16 protein-coding genes and 1 pseudogene are annotated in these 17,337 nt (G+C 40.3%); 13 read left to right on the forward strand and 4 right to left on the reverse strand.

The genetic code is table 11. The features are described 5' to 3' along the window. Positions 1-336: 336 nt before the first annotated feature. The 3 genes from HUV91_RS04160 to paaZ form a co-directional block, all read right to left on the reverse strand. Positions 337-990, reverse strand: coding sequence for a 3-oxoacid CoA-transferase subunit B (locus HUV91_RS04160; RefSeq protein ID WP_130073562.1), 654 nt, complete (start codon positions 988-990; stop codon positions 337-339). Between the two features lie 11 nt (positions 991-1,001). After that, on the reverse strand, positions 1,002-1,703 hold the full coding sequence (locus HUV91_RS04165) for a CoA transferase subunit A (protein WP_174492629.1): 702 nt from the start codon (positions 1,701-1,703) through the stop codon (positions 1,002-1,004). Between the two features lie 178 nt (positions 1,704-1,881). After that, complete coding sequence (gene paaZ, locus HUV91_RS04170; RefSeq protein WP_174492630.1) at positions 1,882-3,996, reverse strand: phenylacetic acid degradation bifunctional protein PaaZ; 2,115 nt, start codon at positions 3,994-3,996, stop codon at positions 1,882-1,884. Between the two features lie 260 nt (positions 3,997-4,256). Here paaZ and paaA point away from each other — a divergent pair, with 260 nt between their 5' ends. The 12 genes from paaA (at position 4,257) to HUV91_RS04230 (ending at position 15,375) form a co-directional block, all read left to right on the forward strand. Next, positions 4,257-5,198 (forward strand): 1,2-phenylacetyl-CoA epoxidase subunit PaaA, encoded by a 942-nt coding sequence (paaA, locus tag HUV91_RS04175; protein ID WP_174492631.1) that lies wholly within the window; start codon positions 4,257-4,259, stop codon positions 5,196-5,198. Positions 5,199-5,254: 56 nt separating this feature from the next. Beyond that, entirely contained in the window at positions 5,255-5,545 is a 291-nt protein-coding gene (gene paaB, locus HUV91_RS04180; protein ID WP_068975398.1) for a 1,2-phenylacetyl-CoA epoxidase subunit PaaB, read from the forward strand. A gap of 11 nt (positions 5,546-5,556) precedes the next feature. Then, positions 5,557-6,312, forward strand: a complete 756-nt coding sequence (gene paaC, locus HUV91_RS04185) for a 1,2-phenylacetyl-CoA epoxidase subunit PaaC (RefSeq protein WP_174492632.1) — start codon at positions 5,557-5,559, stop codon at positions 6,310-6,312. 27 nt (positions 6,313-6,339) lie between these two features. Continuing rightward, on the forward strand, positions 6,340-6,840 hold the full coding sequence (gene paaD / locus HUV91_RS04190; protein ID WP_130073567.1) for a 1,2-phenylacetyl-CoA epoxidase subunit PaaD: 501 nt from the start codon (positions 6,340-6,342) through the stop codon (positions 6,838-6,840). 40 nt (positions 6,841-6,880) lie between these two features. Continuing rightward, positions 6,881-7,939 (forward strand): 1,2-phenylacetyl-CoA epoxidase subunit PaaE, encoded by a 1,059-nt coding sequence (paaE, locus tag HUV91_RS04195; RefSeq protein ID WP_174492633.1) that lies wholly within the window; start codon positions 6,881-6,883, stop codon positions 7,937-7,939. 44 nt (positions 7,940-7,983) lie between these two features. Further along, complete coding sequence (locus tag HUV91_RS04200; protein WP_130073569.1) at positions 7,984-8,754, forward strand: enoyl-CoA hydratase-related protein; 771 nt, start codon at positions 7,984-7,986, stop codon at positions 8,752-8,754. After that, positions 8,754-9,545 (forward strand): 2-(1,2-epoxy-1,2-dihydrophenyl)acetyl-CoA isomerase PaaG, encoded by a 792-nt coding sequence (paaG, locus tag HUV91_RS04205; RefSeq protein ID WP_130073570.1) that lies wholly within the window; start codon positions 8,754-8,756, stop codon positions 9,543-9,545. Before HUV91_RS04200 ends, paaG begins: the two co-directional genes overlap by 1 nt. Before the next feature lie 2 nt (positions 9,546-9,547). Then, a complete protein-coding gene (locus HUV91_RS04210; protein WP_174492634.1) occupies positions 9,548-11,116 on the forward strand; it encodes a 3-hydroxyacyl-CoA dehydrogenase in 1,569 nt (522 codons plus the stop codon). A gap of 12 nt (positions 11,117-11,128) precedes the next feature. Continuing rightward, positions 11,129-12,340 (forward strand): 3-oxoadipyl-CoA thiolase, encoded by a 1,212-nt coding sequence (gene pcaF, locus HUV91_RS04215; RefSeq protein WP_174492635.1) that lies wholly within the window; start codon positions 11,129-11,131, stop codon positions 12,338-12,340. A gap of 67 nt (positions 12,341-12,407) precedes the next feature. Further along, the gene (paaK, locus tag HUV91_RS04220; protein WP_174492636.1) at positions 12,408-13,718 is read left to right on the forward strand and encodes a phenylacetate--CoA ligase PaaK; all 1,311 of its coding nucleotides are present in this window, start codon (positions 12,408-12,410) and stop codon (positions 13,716-13,718) included. A 62-nt stretch (positions 13,719-13,780) separates the two neighbouring features. Next, positions 13,781-14,722, forward strand: coding sequence for a PaaX family transcriptional regulator C-terminal domain-containing protein (locus HUV91_RS04225; protein ID WP_174492637.1), 942 nt, complete (start codon positions 13,781-13,783; stop codon positions 14,720-14,722). A gap of 59 nt (positions 14,723-14,781) precedes the next feature. Next, positions 14,782-15,375, forward strand: a complete 594-nt coding sequence (locus HUV91_RS04230) for a DapH/DapD/GlmU-related protein (protein WP_130073575.1) — start codon at positions 14,782-14,784, stop codon at positions 15,373-15,375. Between the two features lie 84 nt (positions 15,376-15,459). On the opposite strand, the gene HUV91_RS04235 is transcribed toward HUV91_RS04230, so the two are convergent. Further along, entirely contained in the window at positions 15,460-16,578 is a 1,119-nt protein-coding gene (locus HUV91_RS04235) for a Fic family protein (protein ID WP_174493583.1), read from the reverse strand. A 462-nt stretch (positions 16,579-17,040) separates the two neighbouring features. Between HUV91_RS04235 and HUV91_RS16575 the strand changes: the two are divergent. Beyond that, positions 17,041-17,329, forward strand: a pseudogene (locus HUV91_RS16575) (site-specific integrase); the annotation flags it as partial. Positions 17,330-17,337: the final 8 nt, after the last annotated feature.

The raw sequence follows: 17,337 nt of genomic DNA on the forward strand, positions 1-17,337 counted from the left end.
TTAAATTTAAGAACTTTGTTTTATAGATATTTTTTAATAAATAAAACAATATATATAGATACTTATTGATTTTTAATAAATGAAAATTTTCATTTATTAAAAAATTATGATTTAAAAATAAATATAAATATTTAAATGTGTATCATATATTTTTATTTTAACCACAAAAAATCCCCAGATAAAAGAACTTTATCTGGGAGAAAAATGAGAGTGTATTTTATATACATCACATGAAATGTATGCTGAAAGTCAAATCATGGTGATGTTGTTAAGCATAAGGCGTTAGATCCTGATTCCTTTGTCTATGACTATTCAGTAATATAAATAATCACGTCATTATGCAGCATCTTCAGCAATTTCTGCATGTATTAAAGTGGTTCCTGTGGCTTGAATGACCGCTTCAAGGCTGATGTCAGGGGCAAGTTCAACAATATGTACAGTATTTTCAATAATATCGAATACACCATAATTACTGATGATGCGACTGACCACACCTTGTCCTGTTAAGGGTAGTGTGCATTGCTCCAATATTTTGGCTTCGCCATGTTTATTGCAATGCTGCATCATCACTACAATTTTCTTAGCACCTGCGACCAAGTCCATGGCACCACCCATACCTTTGACTTTTTGCCCCGGAATCATCCAATTGGCAATATCACCATTTTTGGAAACCTGCATTGCGCCCAAAATCGCGACATCGACATGACCGCCACGGATCATGGCAAATGAGTCTGAACTTGAAAAAAATGATGCACCTGATTTGGTGGTGACGGTTTGTTTACCTGCATTGATCAAATCGGCATCCACTTCATGTTCTAGTGGAAATTCACCAATGCCCAATAAACCATTTTCTGATTGCAGCCAAATATGTAATTCAGGGTCAATATAATTTGCCACCAATGTGGGTAAACCGATGCCTAAATTGACATAATCACCATCGTTTAACTCTTGTGCAGCACGTTGTGCCATCTGTTCTTGTGTCCAAGCCATGAGCGTCTCCCTTATGCCGCACTTTTAACGGTTCGAATTTCAATATGTTTGGATGGATTCGGATTGATGACAATACGATCCACATAAATACCGGGCAGGTGAATGTCATCCGGATCTAATTCACCAATTTCAACAAGTTCTTCCACTTCTACAATGGTGAGTTTGGCGGCCATGGCACAGTCGGGGTTAATATTGCGGGCTGTTTTGCGGAAGACCAAATTGCCTGCTTTGTCGGCTTTATAGGCTTTAACTAAGGCGAGGTCAGCATTTAAAGCCTCTTCAAGTAGGTAGTTTTGTCCTTTAAAATTACGCACTTCTTTGCCGTCTTGCACCGCCGTTCCTACGCCTGTTTTGGTATAAAAAGCGGGGATTCCTGCACCTGCAGCACGAAGTTTTTCAGCCAGCGTCCCTTGTGGAGTGAGTTCAACTTCAAGCTCGCCCGCTAAGTATTGGCGTTCAAATTCTTTATTGCCACCAATATAGGATGAAATCATTTTTTTAACCTGACGTGATTCAAGTAATAAACTTAAGCCGATACCATCAATGCCAGCATTATTACTGATACAAGTCAGTTGTTGGGCATTGGAGTCACGTAAGGTTTGAATAAGCAACTCAGGAATGCCACATAAACCAAAACCACCGACAGCAATCAGCATATTGTCCTGAACAATATCAAACAGTGCTGCCTGACTATTTGGGTAAACTTTATTCATTTTAAAATCCTTGTGTGATGCTCCAAAATCCATATTTGGAAGGGTATATTTTTATCCATATGACTCTGAATTCAATATTTTAAAATCTCCCCACTTGCACAGCGGAACACGCCTCCTTTTTAAAAGCTGAGGAACATGTTCGGCAAGAGGGGGATTAAAAACATGAAATCACATAACTTTAGTCACGATTAACGAGTGTTAAAATATCGTAAGTTGCGACCAATTCATTGCGTTGGTTTTTGACTTTAATATCCCAGACCACCACACCATGCGGTTTTTGTTCAGGATCACGCAAGGGTTTAGGGGTTTTTTGCTTACAGGTCAGTTCGACTTGAATGGTGTCACCAATTTTTACAGGTTCAACAAAGCGTAAATTGTCCATACCATAATTGGCAATGACAGGTCCCGGAGCTGCATCGACAAATAAACCTGCTGCTGCCGAAACGATAAAGTAGCCATGTGCAACCCGATCACCAAAGAGTGAGTCTGCTGCTGCAATTTTATCCATATGGGCGTAGAAATGATCACCACTTAAGCAGGCAAAATTAACAATATCTGCTTCAGTCACCGTACGGCGAGCCGTCAACAGGCGTTCACCCACACGCAACTCATCAAATGATTTTTTAAATGGATGTACACGATCTTCAAATACGTCTGAGCCAATGGTCCAACTGTGTCCAATTTGAGTCATTGCATTGGGTGAGCCTTGAATTGCAGTACGTTGCATATAATGTTTCACTGCACGTAAACCGCCCAATTCTTCGCCGCCACCTGCACGACCCGGACCGCCGTGTACAAGGAGTGGAAGTGGTGAGCCATGACCTGTACTTTCTTTGGCATTTTCAGCATCAAGTACATGCACACGACCGTGCCAAGGTGCGATTTTCGCAATGATGTGTTCAACATTTTCATCTGTATTACGTACAACTGAAGCTACCAGGCTGCCTTCACCTTTAGCCACCAATTGCGCCAATTCTGTCAGGTCACTATAAGGCATTAAGGTGACCACAGGGCCAAATGCTTCAACTTGGTGAATGGCTTGAGCGGTATTGGGTGATTTACAGACCAAAACCGTTGGTGGATAAAACGCACCTTTTTCAGGGTGTTCCGCAACAATATTAAAGTCTTGGCGTAAATGGCTACCAAAAACAATGTCAGCGTCTTGGCTTAATTGTTCAACCTTTTCAGCCACATCATGTTTTTGTTTAAGACTTGCTAATGCACCCATCGTCACATTTTCAAGTTCAGGGTTTCCGACCACGACTTTTTGTAGTTTGGCAATCAGGCGACTTTGTACGGTATCCAATAAATGTTCAGGCACAAAGGCACGGCGAATTGCGGTACATTTTTGACCAGCTTTGGTGGTCATTTCACGGAAAACTTCACGTACAAACAGGTCAATGGTTTCATCATTGGCATGTTGCGTCAAAATTGCACTATTGACTGAATCTGCTTCCATGCTGAATGGAATTGAATATTGATTTAAATGTGGATGCGCACGTAATTTTTGCCCTGTAGCGGCTGAGCCTGTAAAAGTGACGGTATCTTGTGCATTTAAATGTTCAAACAAATCATAAGTCTGACCACAAATGAGTTGTAAAGCACCCTCAGGTAAGAAGCCACTTGCCAAAATGTCAGCAACCACTGCATGGGTCATTTCTGCACCTTCGGTGGCAGGTTTAACAATACATGGAACACCTGCCAAAAGGGTCGGTGCAATTTTTTCCAGCATGCCCCAAATTGGGAAATTAAAGGCATCAATATGTACTGCAACACCTGCTTTGGGGGTCAGAATATGCTTTGCACCAAAGCTGCCATGCTTAGACAATGGAATCCATGCATCTTCAACCCATGCGGTTTCATCGCTCAGTTCACGACGGACTAAACTTGAGTAGGCAAATAGGGTGCCAATGCCGCCTTCTATATCAATCCAAGCGTCTTTGCGGGTACAGCCTGTTGCTTTGGCAAGCTCATAATAATTTTCTTTGCGTTCAAGTAGATACTGTGCAACTTGCTTTAAGGCATGGGCACGTTCATGAAACGTCATCTGAGCAATTGCAGAACCTTTGCTTTTTGCAAATTCGACAATGGCTTTGTTGTCAATGCCTTGGCTACTGACTTGATAAATTGCATCACCTGTAATGGCATGATGAACGATACGAAAATCTTGCTGTGCAATAAAGCTTTGACCACAGACCAAAGAACTTAATTTTTTCAGCTGAGATGTTGGTGTAGAAACAGTGTCATCTGTCGTGTGCTCGGTTGGATTTGATCCTGCATCTAGCTCAAGCATGGCTAACTCCTTTTATGATACGTGTTGCATAATTTTTTAATTTTGATGATTCATAATTTGTTCTTTTATTTTTAAATTGTCAAATATTTTTCCAATAAAATGCTGTAACAACAAATAATTAAAAATAAATAATATTAAAATACAATATCTTAAGTTATTTTAATTAAAAATTAAATATGATACAAATAAAATAGTATTGATTTTTTATACGTATCGTTTTAACTTAAGATGCATAAGCACTTGGGATAAGTGAGGACACAATGAAAAATTATCAGCAAGATTTTGATCAAGCCATGGAAAAGGATATTTCAATTGAACCTAAAGATTGGATGCCTGATGCTTACCGTAAAACTTTAATTCGCCAAATTGGACAACATGCACATTCAGAAGTGATTGGTATGTTGCCTGAAGGGAATTGGATTACCCGTGCACCAAGTTTAAAACGTAAAGCGGTATTGTTGGCTAAAGTGCAAGATGAGGCAGGACATGCACTGTACTTATATAGTGCGGCAGAAACCTTGGGTGCAGATCGTGACGACATGATGGATAAACTCATCGCAGGTCGTATGAAATATTCGTCTATTTTTAACTATCCAACTTTAACTTGGGCTGATGTTGCTGCAATAGGCTGGTTGGTCGATGGTGCAGCAATTGTCAATCAGGTGGCGTTATGTCGTACTTCTTATGGTCCTTATGCCCGTGCCATGGTACGTGTTTGTAAAGAAGAAAGTTTCCATCAACGTCAAGGTTTTGAAGCGATGATGCAACTTGCAAATGGCACACCTGAACAAAAACAGATGGCGCAAGACGCAGTTAATCGTTTTTGGTGGCCTGCGCAAATGATGTTTGGTCCAAGTGATGACAATTCACCAAACAGTGCACAAAGCATGCAATGGAAAATTAAATTATTTAGCAACGATGCCTTACGTCAAAAATTTGTAGATAACACGGTGCCACAAGTACATATGTTGGGTTTGACTGTGCCTGATCCTGACTTACGTTTTAATGAAGAAACAGGACATTACGAGTCAGGGGCAATCAATTGGTCTGAATTCAATGACATTCTTGCAGGCAAAGGTCCATGTAACCACGAGCGTATTGAGGCACGTCGTAAAGCGTGGGAAGGCGGTAAATGGGTGCGTGATTCAGCTGCTGTATATGCACAAAAACAGCATGTAGAAGAAGCTGCAAAAGTCGCTTAATTCACAGCATATTAGATTAGTTCATTATCGTTTTAAATTTCAGGAAGGATTCTCTCATGAACAATAAAAACAACTGGTCATTATTTGAAGTCTTTGTACGAAGTAAACAAGGTTTAAGTCATCGTCATGTGGGCAGCTTACGTGCCCCTGATGCGGAAATTGCTTTGCAAAATGCCCGTGATGTATATACCCGTCGTAATGAAGGGATCAGCATTTGGGTGGTGAAATCTGAACTGATTACCTGTTCACAACCTGAGGAAAAAGAAGAATTTTTCGATCCTGCTTTGGATAAGGTCTATCGTCATCCGACCTTTTACCATATCCCTGATGGCATTGAGCATATGTAAGGAGTAAGCAGATGAATCATTCCGTATTTTCTCAGTATCTTTTGCATTTGGCAGACAGCCAACTGATTTTATCGCACCGTTTGTCTGAGTGGTGTGGTCATGCACCTGAATTAGAACTTGATATTGCACTTGCCAATATTGGTCTGGATTTATTGGGTCAGGCTCGTACTTTACTGAGCCTTGCTGGTGAAGTGGAAGGACTTGGACGTGATGAAGACCAATTGGCATTTTTTCGTACTGAACGTGAATATCGCAATTTATTGTTGTGTGAACAGCCGAACGGTGACTTTGCACAAACCATCGTACGCCAATGGTTGATGGATCATTATCACCATTTACTCTTCGGCGCTTTGACCAATAGCAACCATGCAGAATTACGTGCTTTTGCCGTTAAGTCTTTACGTGAAGTGAAATATCACTTGCGTTTTTCAACAGCTTGGATGGCGCGTTTAAGTTTGGGTACAGCTGAAGCGCATGACAGAACTCAAAATGGTTTAAATGAATTATGGCGTTTTACTGAAGAACTTTTTGATTTAAGTGCAGATGAACAACAATTGGTGAAAGCGGGTGTGATTCCCAATATCACCTTGTTAAAAGCCGAGTGGCAAAATGTGGTGAATGCTGAGGCTGCACATTATGGCTTGATGATTCCTGAACTGGGTGCGTATCGCTGTGGTGCAAAACAAGGTTTACATACCGAACATTTGGGCTATGTTTTGGCTGAAATGCAATATATGCAACGCAGTTATCCAAATATGAATTGGTAATTTGAGTCAGAACAAGGAGCGAGTTCCATGAATTTAATTCGACAATGTACTGATCAATGTTGGGATATATTGGCACAAATTTCCGATCCTGAAATCCCGGTATTGTCTGTGGTGGATCTGGGCATGATTCGTGGTGTGGAATTGAATCAGAACAATGAACTTGTGGTTCGCCTGACACCGACCTATAGCGGATGCCCTGCAACAGATGTGTTAAAAGCTGAGATTGAACAGGCATTTACTCAACATGATTTAACGCCTGTCAATGTCGTGGTGGATTTATCTGAGGCATGGACAACCGATTGGATGAGCCAAAACGGCAAAGAAAAATTGAAAAAATACGGTATCGCACCACCCAAAGGTGAAGCGCATAGCTGTGGTACACATGTCGCATTGACTGATGGCATCGAATGTCCGCATTGCCACAGTGTACAGACCAAATTATTAAGTGAATTTAGTTCGACTGCATGTAAAGCCTTATATCAATGCAAAGACTGCTTAGAACCATTTGACTATTTTAAATGTATTTAATGACGCATTTTTAGAGTCAAACAGAAAGAGGGATTTTCAAATGAGTCAATTTATACCATTAACCATAAAATCAATTACGCCTCAAACTGAGCAGGCCATTTGTATTGCATTTGATGTCAGTCCTGAGCTACAAGCTGATTTTCAATATCAGCCAGGGCAGCATTTAACCATTCGTCATTTAACTGAGGCAGGTGAAATTCGCCGTTGTTACTCAATTTGCAGTGACCGCAATGAAGACATGAGTATTGCCATTAAAAAAATAGATCAAGGGCAATTTTCAACCTGGGCAAATGAGCATTTAAAAGCAGGTGATCAGCTTGAAGTGATGCCACCACAAGGCGTATTTTTCCAAAAAGCAGCCAAAGTCGGTGGAAAAAATTATCTTGGTTTTGCGGCAGGCAGTGGTATTACCCCAATTTTATCCATTGTGAAAACGGTGTTGTTACAACAACCAGATGCCAATTTCACGCTAATTTATGGCAACCGTTCATGGAAACAAACCATGTTTGCAGAGCAAATTATGGATTTGAAAGACCGTTTTCAGTCACGTTTTCAATTGGTGAATATTTTCTCACGTGAAATGAATGATAGTGCTTTGTTTAATGGACGTATTGATGCTGAAAAATTGCAGTTGTTATTTAAAGCCGATCTGATCAATGCGGACTTTGATCACTGTTTTGCTTGTGGTCCTGACGAGATGATGGATGCAATTGAAACTGTATTGCCTGAACTTGGGATCGGACGTCATAAAATTCACACTGAACGTTTTAATACGGGTTCAAGCAAGAAAGCTTCGGCAGAGCAGATCGAAAGCCGTAACGAAGAAAAGGTCAATATTGTGCTAGATGGTCGTGAGTTGATCATTGAAGTGTCGAAAGAAGATGACAGTATTTTGGATGCAGCATTACGTGCAGGTGCAGATTTACCCTATGCATGTAAAGGCGGTGTTTGCGCCACTTGTAAATGTAAGGTTTTACAAGGTCAGGTTGAGATGGTAATTAACTACAGCTTAGAGCCTGAAGAAGTTGAAAAAGGTTATGTTTTAAGTTGTCAGGCACGTCCAACAACACCCAATGTACGTTTAAGTTTTGACGAGTAATTTTTAAATACCAACAGAAATACAAGCAAGCTTGGAGCGCTGAGATGGAATTCTTAAAAAGCCAACAGGTCAAATCAGGCGTGATGCTGATTGAACTGAATCGCCCTGAAAAGCGTAATGCGTTAAATAATGCCACATTACAAGAATTGGTGACTTTACTGAAACACATCGATGCAGATATCAGTATTAAAACCGTGGTGATTACAGGCAATGAACAGTGTTTTGCTGCGGGTGCGGATTTAAATGAACTTGCAGCTTTGGATGTGGTGTCGATTCAACAAGATCAACGTCCATTGTTATGGAAACAAATTGATGAGTTTTCCAAACCGATCATTGTGGCGGTCAATGGTTTTGCTTTTGGCGCAGGTTTTGAGTTGGCTTTGCATGGTGACATCGTGCTTACAGGTGAAAATGCACAATTTGCCTTACCTGAAATTGGTTTGGGCATGTTGCCAGGTGCAGGGGGAACACAGCGTTTAGCCCGTTTGGTTGGACAGCAACTGACCATGCGTTGGGCAATGACTGGTGAACGCATTTCAGCGCAAACCGCTTTGCAACACGGCATTAGCAGTCAAATTTGTCCCACCCCGTTGACTGTGCAATATGCGATTGAACTTGCAGAAAAAATTGCCAAGCAGGCACCGCTTGCCATCCGAGTGATTAAACAATCTTTGAAATCCATTCATGAAGTAACTTTAAGCCAAGGCTTGAAGCAAGAACGTCAGCATTTTGTCTGGCTTGCAGCGACTCAAGATCGTCAAGAAGGCATCAATGCATTTTTAGAAAAAAGACAACCAAAATTTAGAGGTGTGTAATGGATTACCAAACAATTCTTGCAGAAGAAAAAAATGCAGTCGGTTATTTAACCTTTAACCGCCCAAAACAACTGAATAGCTTTAATGAAAGCATGCATCAGGAAGTTTCACAGACTTTAAAAGCATGGGCAAAAGATCCAAACATTCGTGCCGTGGTGATTTCGGCAGAAGGTCGTGGTTTTTGTGCAGGGCAGGATTTAGGTGATCGTGTGGTCGATCCAAATGCCGATGCACCTGACTTGGGTTTATCGATTGAAAAATATTATAACCCCTTGATTAAGCTGATTACTGAAATGCCAAAACCTGTCATTTGTGCGGTGAATGGTGTTGCAGCAGGCGCAGGTGCCAATATTGCCTTGGCATGTGATGTAGTGATTGCCGCACAATCTGCTTCTTTTATTCAGGCATTTTGTCGCTTAGGCTTGGTGCCTGACTCTGGTGGTACATGGTTCTTACCTCGCTTGGTGGGTCGTGCTCAAGCCATGGGGCTTGCCATGTTGGGCGATAAAATCCCTGCTGAAAAAGCGGTGCAATTGGGCATGATTTGGCAATGTGTTGCAGATGATCAATTAAAAGCTGAAGCCGTAAAAATGGCGGAACATCTGGCAACTCAACCGACCTATGGTTTGTCATTGATCAAAAAAGCCATCAATGCCGCAGCAGGCAATAATTTAGATGAGCAACTGCTTTTAGAACGTGATTTACAACGTTTGGCAGGGCGTTCAAGTGACTATAAAGAAGGTGTACAAGCATTTATGCAAAAACGTACTCCTGAATTTAGAGGATGCTGATCATGCAAAGACTCAATTTACAGCAAGCAAGAGTCGCTGTGATTGGTGCAGGGACAATGGGCATGGGGATTGCCCAACTTGCAGCCATGCATGGTCACGACACCTATGTTTTTGATTTGGATGTTGAAAAATCCAATGCTGCATGTGCCCAACTAAAAACACAACTCGAAAAACGGGTGCAGCTGGGTAAAATGACTCAAGCGCTTGTGGATGCAACACTTGCCAATATTCACATTGTTGCAGATTTACAGCAGTTATCAAATGCAGACTTAATTGTTGAAGCAGTGGTAGAAAAGAAAGAAGTCAAACAAAGTTTATTTCAACAACTTGCTGAAATTTGTTCGGAACACACTATTTTTGCTTCAAATACCTCTTCAATTTCAATCACAGCAATTGCCTCCGTGATTCCACATCCTGAGCGCGTGGTTGGGCTACACTTTTTTAACCCTGCACCTGTGATGAAATTAGTGGAAATCATTCGGGGTTTAAAAACCTCGGAACAGGTTGCACAGGCATTATTTGAGTTGATGCACGCATGGAAAAAAGTCCCTGTGACTGCAAAATCCACGCCAGGTTTTATTGTGAACCGTGTTGCACGTCCATACTATGCTGAAGCGTTTCGGGCATTACAGGAAAATGTCACCACGCCTGAACAGCTAGATTTTATCCTGCGTGAATGTGGTCACTTTGCCATGGGTCCATGTGAACTTACCGATTTAATTGGACAGGATGTCAATTTTTCTGTGACACAAAGTGTCTATCAGGAATTTTTCTATGAGCCACGCTATCGTCCATCGTTGATCCAGAAGGAATTGGTTGATGCAGGCTGTTATGGTCGTAAAAGCGGACAAGGTTTTTATGACTATCGCCAAGCGCAACGAAGTCCTGAATATATTTTGTCTGCATTACAACCTGAACTCAGCACAAGCTTTAAAGTGCAACTTTCAGGACAATGGTTACACGATACAGGACTGATTCAGCGACTCAAAAATACTTCAAATGTCAATTCTGTGCAGATCCAATCAGAAATAGACAAAATTTTGATTGATGACATAGCGGTGATGTTGACGCAAGGTCAATCTGTAGACATTGATCATAGCCATGAAAAAGTGGTGTTGATGGATTGGCATGCAGATTGGGCGACTGCCAAAGCAGTGGTTTTAAGTGCTTCGTCATTATGTACACGTTCCGATTGTGACAAGGTTAGTCAATTATTTGCAGCATTGGGTGTGAGCAGTATTTGGGTGAAAGATCATCCTGCATTATTTGTCATGCGTAGTATTGCCATGTTGGTCAATGAAGGCTGTGAAGCGGTATTACATGGTATTGCTACAGAGCAAGACATTGATGCAGCAATGAAATACGGTGTGAATTATCCGCAAGGTCCATTTCAGTGGGCAGCACAAATCGGAACGACCCAGATTTTAACCACGCTTGAAAATCTATACCGTCTTTATGGCGAAGAACGTTATCGTCCAAGCTTGTATTTACGTCAAAAAGTCGCGCTTGAATCTGTGAAAAATACACAGCATATGGCAACACAAGCACAAACACTGAAACAGGCAGGCTAAGGGAGAACAATAATGGAACAGGTTTTTATTTGTGATGCAATTCGCACGCCAATTGGCCGTTATGCCGGTGCTTTAAGCAGTATCCGTGCCGATGATCTAGCAGCCTTGCCCATCGAATATTTAAAACAGCAACATCCTGACTTGCCTTGGGAACAGTTAGATGAAGTGATCTTGGGTTGTGCCAATCAGGCAGGTGAAGATAATCGTAATGTGGCACGTATGGCAGCATTATTGGCTGGTTTGCCTGATACTGTCCCTGCAATTACAGTCAATCGTTTATGTGCTTCGGGTTTGGATGCGGTCGGTTTAGCAGCCCGTGCGATCAAATCAGGTGAGGCACAATTTGTTTTGGCGGGTGGTGTCGAGTCAATGAGCCGTGCACCCTTTGTACAGCCCAAACCTGAAGCTGCTTTTAGCCGCACCCCAAGTATTTACGATACAACCATTGGCTGGCGTTTTATCAATCCTAAATTCAAAGCCAACTTTGGTGTCGATAGCATGCCTGAAACAGCTGAAAATGTGGCTGAAAAATATCAAATCAGTCGTGAGGATCAAGATTTATTTGCATTGAACAGCCAACAAAAAACCGCAAAAGCTCAGCAAAATGGTATTTTTAAAGCGGAGATTCTGCCTGTAAACATCACAGATCGTAAGAAAAATACCCTTCAGGTGACTGAAGATGAACATCCCCGTGCGGATACCACGCTTGAAGCATTGGCCAAGTTAAAAGCACCATTTCGTAAAGAAGGTGGTTCTGTGACAGCAGGCAATGCATCAGGTGTGAATGATGGTGCAGCATGTGTGCTTTTAACAAGTAAACAATTTGCCCAAGATCATGCTTTACAACCACTTGCCAAAGTAATCGCAATCGCAAGTGCTGGGGTAGAAGCGAAATATATGGGCATTGGCCCTGTGCCTGCGGTGCACAAAGTACTGAAATTAGCAGGATTAAGTTTAGCGGAAATGGATGTGATTGAGCTGAATGAAGCTTTTGCTGCACAGTCTTTGGCGGTGATGCGTGAGCTAGGTTTAGATGATGAAGATCCACGCGTTAACCCTAACGGTGGTGCAATTGCACTTGGGCATCCTCTTGGTATGAGTGGTACACGGCTGGTGATCACGGCGATGCATGAGTTAAAACGCCGTCAAGGCAAATACGCACTGTGCACCATGTGTGTGGGTGTAGGACAAGGTGTTGCGCTCATTTTGGAAAATGTTGCGTAAAACAGATTTAAGGACAAAACAGGATTGTAAATGACAGCCAAAGGATGGCTGTTCAAGGAGAAATAAGATGAATAATAATGCTTTGGAACACATCGAAACCGCATCTATAGATGAATTACGCAATCTGCAATTACAACGTCTAAAAAAGACCTTGCAGCATGCTTATGCTAACAGTAGCGTGTATAAAAAGAAATTTGATGATGCAGGCGTGCATCCTGATGATTTAAAAAGTCTAGCAGATTTAGCGAAATTCCCATTTACCACTAAAAAAGATTTACGTGACAATTATCCGTTTGGTATGTTTGCTGTCCCACAGGAACAAATTGTACGTGTACATGCCTCTTCAGGGACTACAGGTCAGCCTACAGTCGTGGGTTATACCCAAAATGATATTCAAATTTGGTCAGATGTGGTGGCACGTTCATTACGTGCTGCGGGTCTCAGTCATAAAGACATCATTCAGGTTTCCTATGGTTATGGTTTATTTACGGGGGGGTTAGGCGCGCATTATGGTGTTGAGCGCTTGGGCGCAACGGTCATTCCAATGTCAGGTGGACAAACCGATAAACAAGCGCAATTAATCAATGACTTTAAACCTACAGCGCTGATGGTCACACCTTCATATTGTTTAAATATCATTGAAGCTTTAGAGAAAAAATTTGGAACGGCAAAATGCTCTATTAAAACAGGCGTATTTGGTGCCGAGCCATGGACCAATGAAATGCGTAAAGAAATCGAGGATCGCTTTGGCATTGATGCATTAGATATTTATGGATTATCTGAAGTGATGGGACCTGGGGTTGCGATGGAATGTCTTGAAAGTAAAGATGGACCGACCATTTGGGAAGATCATTTCTATCCTGAAATTATCAACCCAGAAACAGGTGAAGTATTGCCTGATGGTGAATTAGGTGAATTGGTCTTTACCACTATTACCAAAGAAGGGATGCCTGTCATTCGCTACCGCACCCGTGATTTGACTCGACTTTTAGCAGGCACAGCACGTTCAATGCGCCGTATGGATAAAATTGTGGGGCGTAGTGATGATATGATGATTATTCGTGGGGTGAATGTATTCCCTACACAGATTGAGGAGCAAATTTTACATATCCCACAGCTTTTACCTAATTATGAAATTCAAATTTGTAAACAAGGTCATTTAGATACATTGCATATTCGTACGGAAATGCGTCAGGATATTCATCCTGATTTAACGCAACAACTGGCAGCACAGTTAAAAAGTCAGATTAAAACCATGGTGGGAATTTCAGTCAGTGTAGAAATTTTACAGGAAGGAACTTTGCCGCGTTCGGAAGGTAAAGCACAACGTGTATTTGACATTCGACATCTAGTTCAGGAACACTACAAGTCAGCGTAGTGGGTGTATATGCAAATGATGCACTGAATGGGTTGAAAAATATAAGGTAATAGTGAAACAATATGAATCCAAAACTCAAACAAGCAATTGATGATTTTATTGCCAAAGAAGTGCTCAGTGGGACGTCTTTGATCATGACAGTATTTGGTGATTGTGTGTATCACCATGGTGGTATTATCAGTCTTGCCAGTCTGATTCAATTGATGGATGTATTTGGATTCAATGAACGTTCAGTACGCACTGCTGTATTTCGCTTGGTGCAAAATGGCTGGCTAGTGTCCGAAAAAATTGGACGCACCAGCTACTATCGAGTGACTGAAACGAGTCGACAACGGTTTGTGCAGGCCGATGCCAAAATCTATAATTTCACCCATATTGAATGGGATCAGAAATGGGACTTGGTTTTACTAAGTTCGGTCGAGCTTGAAAATAAACTGGTATTGAAGAAAGAATTAGAGTGGTTAGGATTTGCCAATATTGCCAGTAATGTAATGGCGTATCCGGGATGTGATCATTTAAAACTGCAAAATTTATTGCTCAATCTAAAAATGACTGACCAAGTGGTGATTTTCAAAGCGGAAACATTACAACTTTGGCAGGAGTCTTATCCTACTGTAAAACGCATGGTGGAAACCAATTGGCCTGTGGCAGAGTTACATGCGCGCTATGATAAATTTATCAAAGACTTTCGAGAATTTATGAATTTAGTTGAAAATGCCGATGATTTAGATGCCATTCAAGCCTTTCAAATTCGGATTTTATTAATTCATCAATATCGACGTATTTTACTTAAAGACCCTGATTTACCATCAGAATTATTGCCATCTCATTGGTTGTCTTTAAATGCTCGTAATTTGAGTAGTAATTTATATCAATTGGTGGTCGCAACAGGTGAAGAGTTTTTTATGCAATATGCCCGTACTTCAGAAGGGGCTATGCCACCGCTGCACCCGCAATTTTATAAACGCTTTGGTGGCATTAAGCAAGAAGAGTTAACTGACTGATTTTTAGATATTCTATCTAAAAGATAAAAAAAGATAAAATCGATTTAATGGACTAAAATATGACCTGTTATGCAATTGATGGTGTAATTCCTGTAGTGAGCCCTAAAGCTTATGTACATCCCACAGCAGTATTGATTGGTGATGTTATTATTGAAGAAGGTGTCTATATTGGTCCTTTTGCATCTTTACGTGCAGATTTTGGCGGCATTCACATCAAAAAAAATGCCAATGTGCAAGATAATTGCGTGATTCATGGCTTCCCCAATAAGGTGACGGTGGTGGAAGAATATGGACATATTGGACATGCGACAATTTTACATGGCTGTCATATTGGTAAAAATGTTTTGGTTGGCATGAACAGTGTCATTTTGGATGATGCAGATATTGGCGAAAATACCATCATTGGCGCCAACAGTACCGTCAAAGCCAAAGCTGTAATTCCAGCGCATGTTTTGGCTTTAGGTAGTCCTGCCAAAGTTATTCGTGATTTGGAGGAAAAAGAAATTGAGTGGAAAAGAAAAGGGACGCAAGAATATATTGTATTGGTACAGCGTTGTTTGAATACATTGCAAGAAGTGATGCCCGATCCACAGGTGAAAACAGGGCGCTTAACACATGAAGTATTTGGTGCAAAGCATGTCTATAAATCATAAATTTTGGCGTAATGAATAGGATATATCCTTCACCAAATATAAAAACCCCTACAAAATATTGGGGTTTTTAACTGACTAAAATATCTATAATTGAGTGTTAATCTGATAGCGTGTATTACGGCCACCACCTTCTAATTTTACAATGCATTCCTTTTCTAGTAAGTCTGATAAGTGGCGCGTAGCTGTTGCCTTACTGACTTTCGCAACCTTTTGGTATTGTGAAGCACTGATCCCATGCTCAAATCCATTTTCTCCGCCGTCTAATAAACGGTTTATCACTTTACGCTGTTCTGCACTTAAAGTTAAATTTGAATGTTTATGCCAAAACTGACTTTTAAAGAGTGTTCGATTGATCTGAGCTAAAGTATTTTCAAGGCTATCATCTAAGGTATCTAAGAACCAAACCAACCAATCTGTAATATCAGAATCATTTTTTTGCGTTTTTTCTAATATCTCATAATAACTTTTGCGCTTATTTAATATTGCGGTAGACATTGCATATAAACGAATGCTCTGTTCATCCATTTGAGCCAGAGCAAGGTCGGTAAGTGTACGGGTAATACGTCCATTACCATCATCAAAAGGGTGTAATGTCACAAACCATAAATGGGTAATACCTGCACGTAATAAAGGATCAAGTAATGAATCATTCAAACTCTGATTAAACCATACGATGAAATGATTTAAACGATGTTCTAAGCCTTCTCTTGGAGGGGCTTCAAAATGTACAGTAGGGTAATCCAATCGACCTGAAACGACTTGCATGGGCTCTGATCCTCTCAATTGACCGATCCTTAAGCGTTGCATTGTCCAATCAGGATCATTGAAAAGCCAATGATGCCATTGTATGAGACGTTCAAATGTGAGGGGTTGCTGAACGTCATTTAGTGCATCCAACATAATATTTGCTAGACCTTCTGAGAGATCTGAGCTGGGATAAGGTTGTTCTAATGTTACTCCTAAACGTTGAGCTAAAGAAGATCGCAACGAGAAAACATTGAGCGTTTCATTTTCAATTGCTGATGAGGCAATAAGATTAGCAAGTAGAGTATCTAGAGTGAATCTCTCCTTGGCTAAATTATGCTGACTTTGTCCAAGAAGAATGCCTATTTTTTGATGTATCTGTCTAGTTTTAGGTAAGATCACTGAATCTTGCCATGTGAAATTGGTCCAATTTTCTACCTGCCAAATCCATTGCTGCATTTCAATTTCTCTCATCTAAAATCTATGATGAGCTGAATATAACACATATTTGGCTCACTATTTGATTCGAATGTGTTATTGAATTGGCTCGCATCTTTGTCTAAGACTTTTTACTTGGGAATAACATAATAATAACTGAGAAAAAGTGGTATCTATATCATCAGTTCCTCAAAATTCCAACTGGTGTATACGTGAGTTTAAAAACAAGTTAGTAAAACAATTTTATTTTATGTTGTAGAGCATGTATTTAATAAAAGGATTATTAGTAATGAAACTATCTAAGCTTTTGGCGGTTAAGGCTAAAATATATAATTTCGCATAATGTATATTATGTTAAATACGATACACCTAATAATAACTTCATATCCTTCTTACTTAAACCAAAATTCAATAACTTAAGTGATTTCTATTTCACTTATAAAATATGATATGTTGACCTTAAAATACTTCATAAACTTTACTATCTTTGCTTTAAAAATAATTCATTTAGAAAAGAAAGTCTCAAACAAAAATCAAATTATTCTTTTATTTGATCTGGATTCATCTTGTTCATGTTTGTACCCTATGCTGTACACAACGAAGTTTCTTAGATTTCAAAGCCTATCTACACAACATGCAGATTTAATAGCACTAAAATTTTGGTATCAGAAATATATTCCACTTTGTTCTGTGAGTCATTTAAAATAATAAGAAGTTAGGAACAAATCTGATTAGGCTTAGATCAAATATAGATGCTAACTATATGACTATTACCTAGCG

The sequence above is a fragment of the Acinetobacter sp. Marseille-Q1623 genome (genome assembly GCF_902809895.1).
Lineage (GTDB): Bacteria > Pseudomonadota > Gammaproteobacteria > Pseudomonadales > Moraxellaceae > Acinetobacter > Acinetobacter piscicola_A.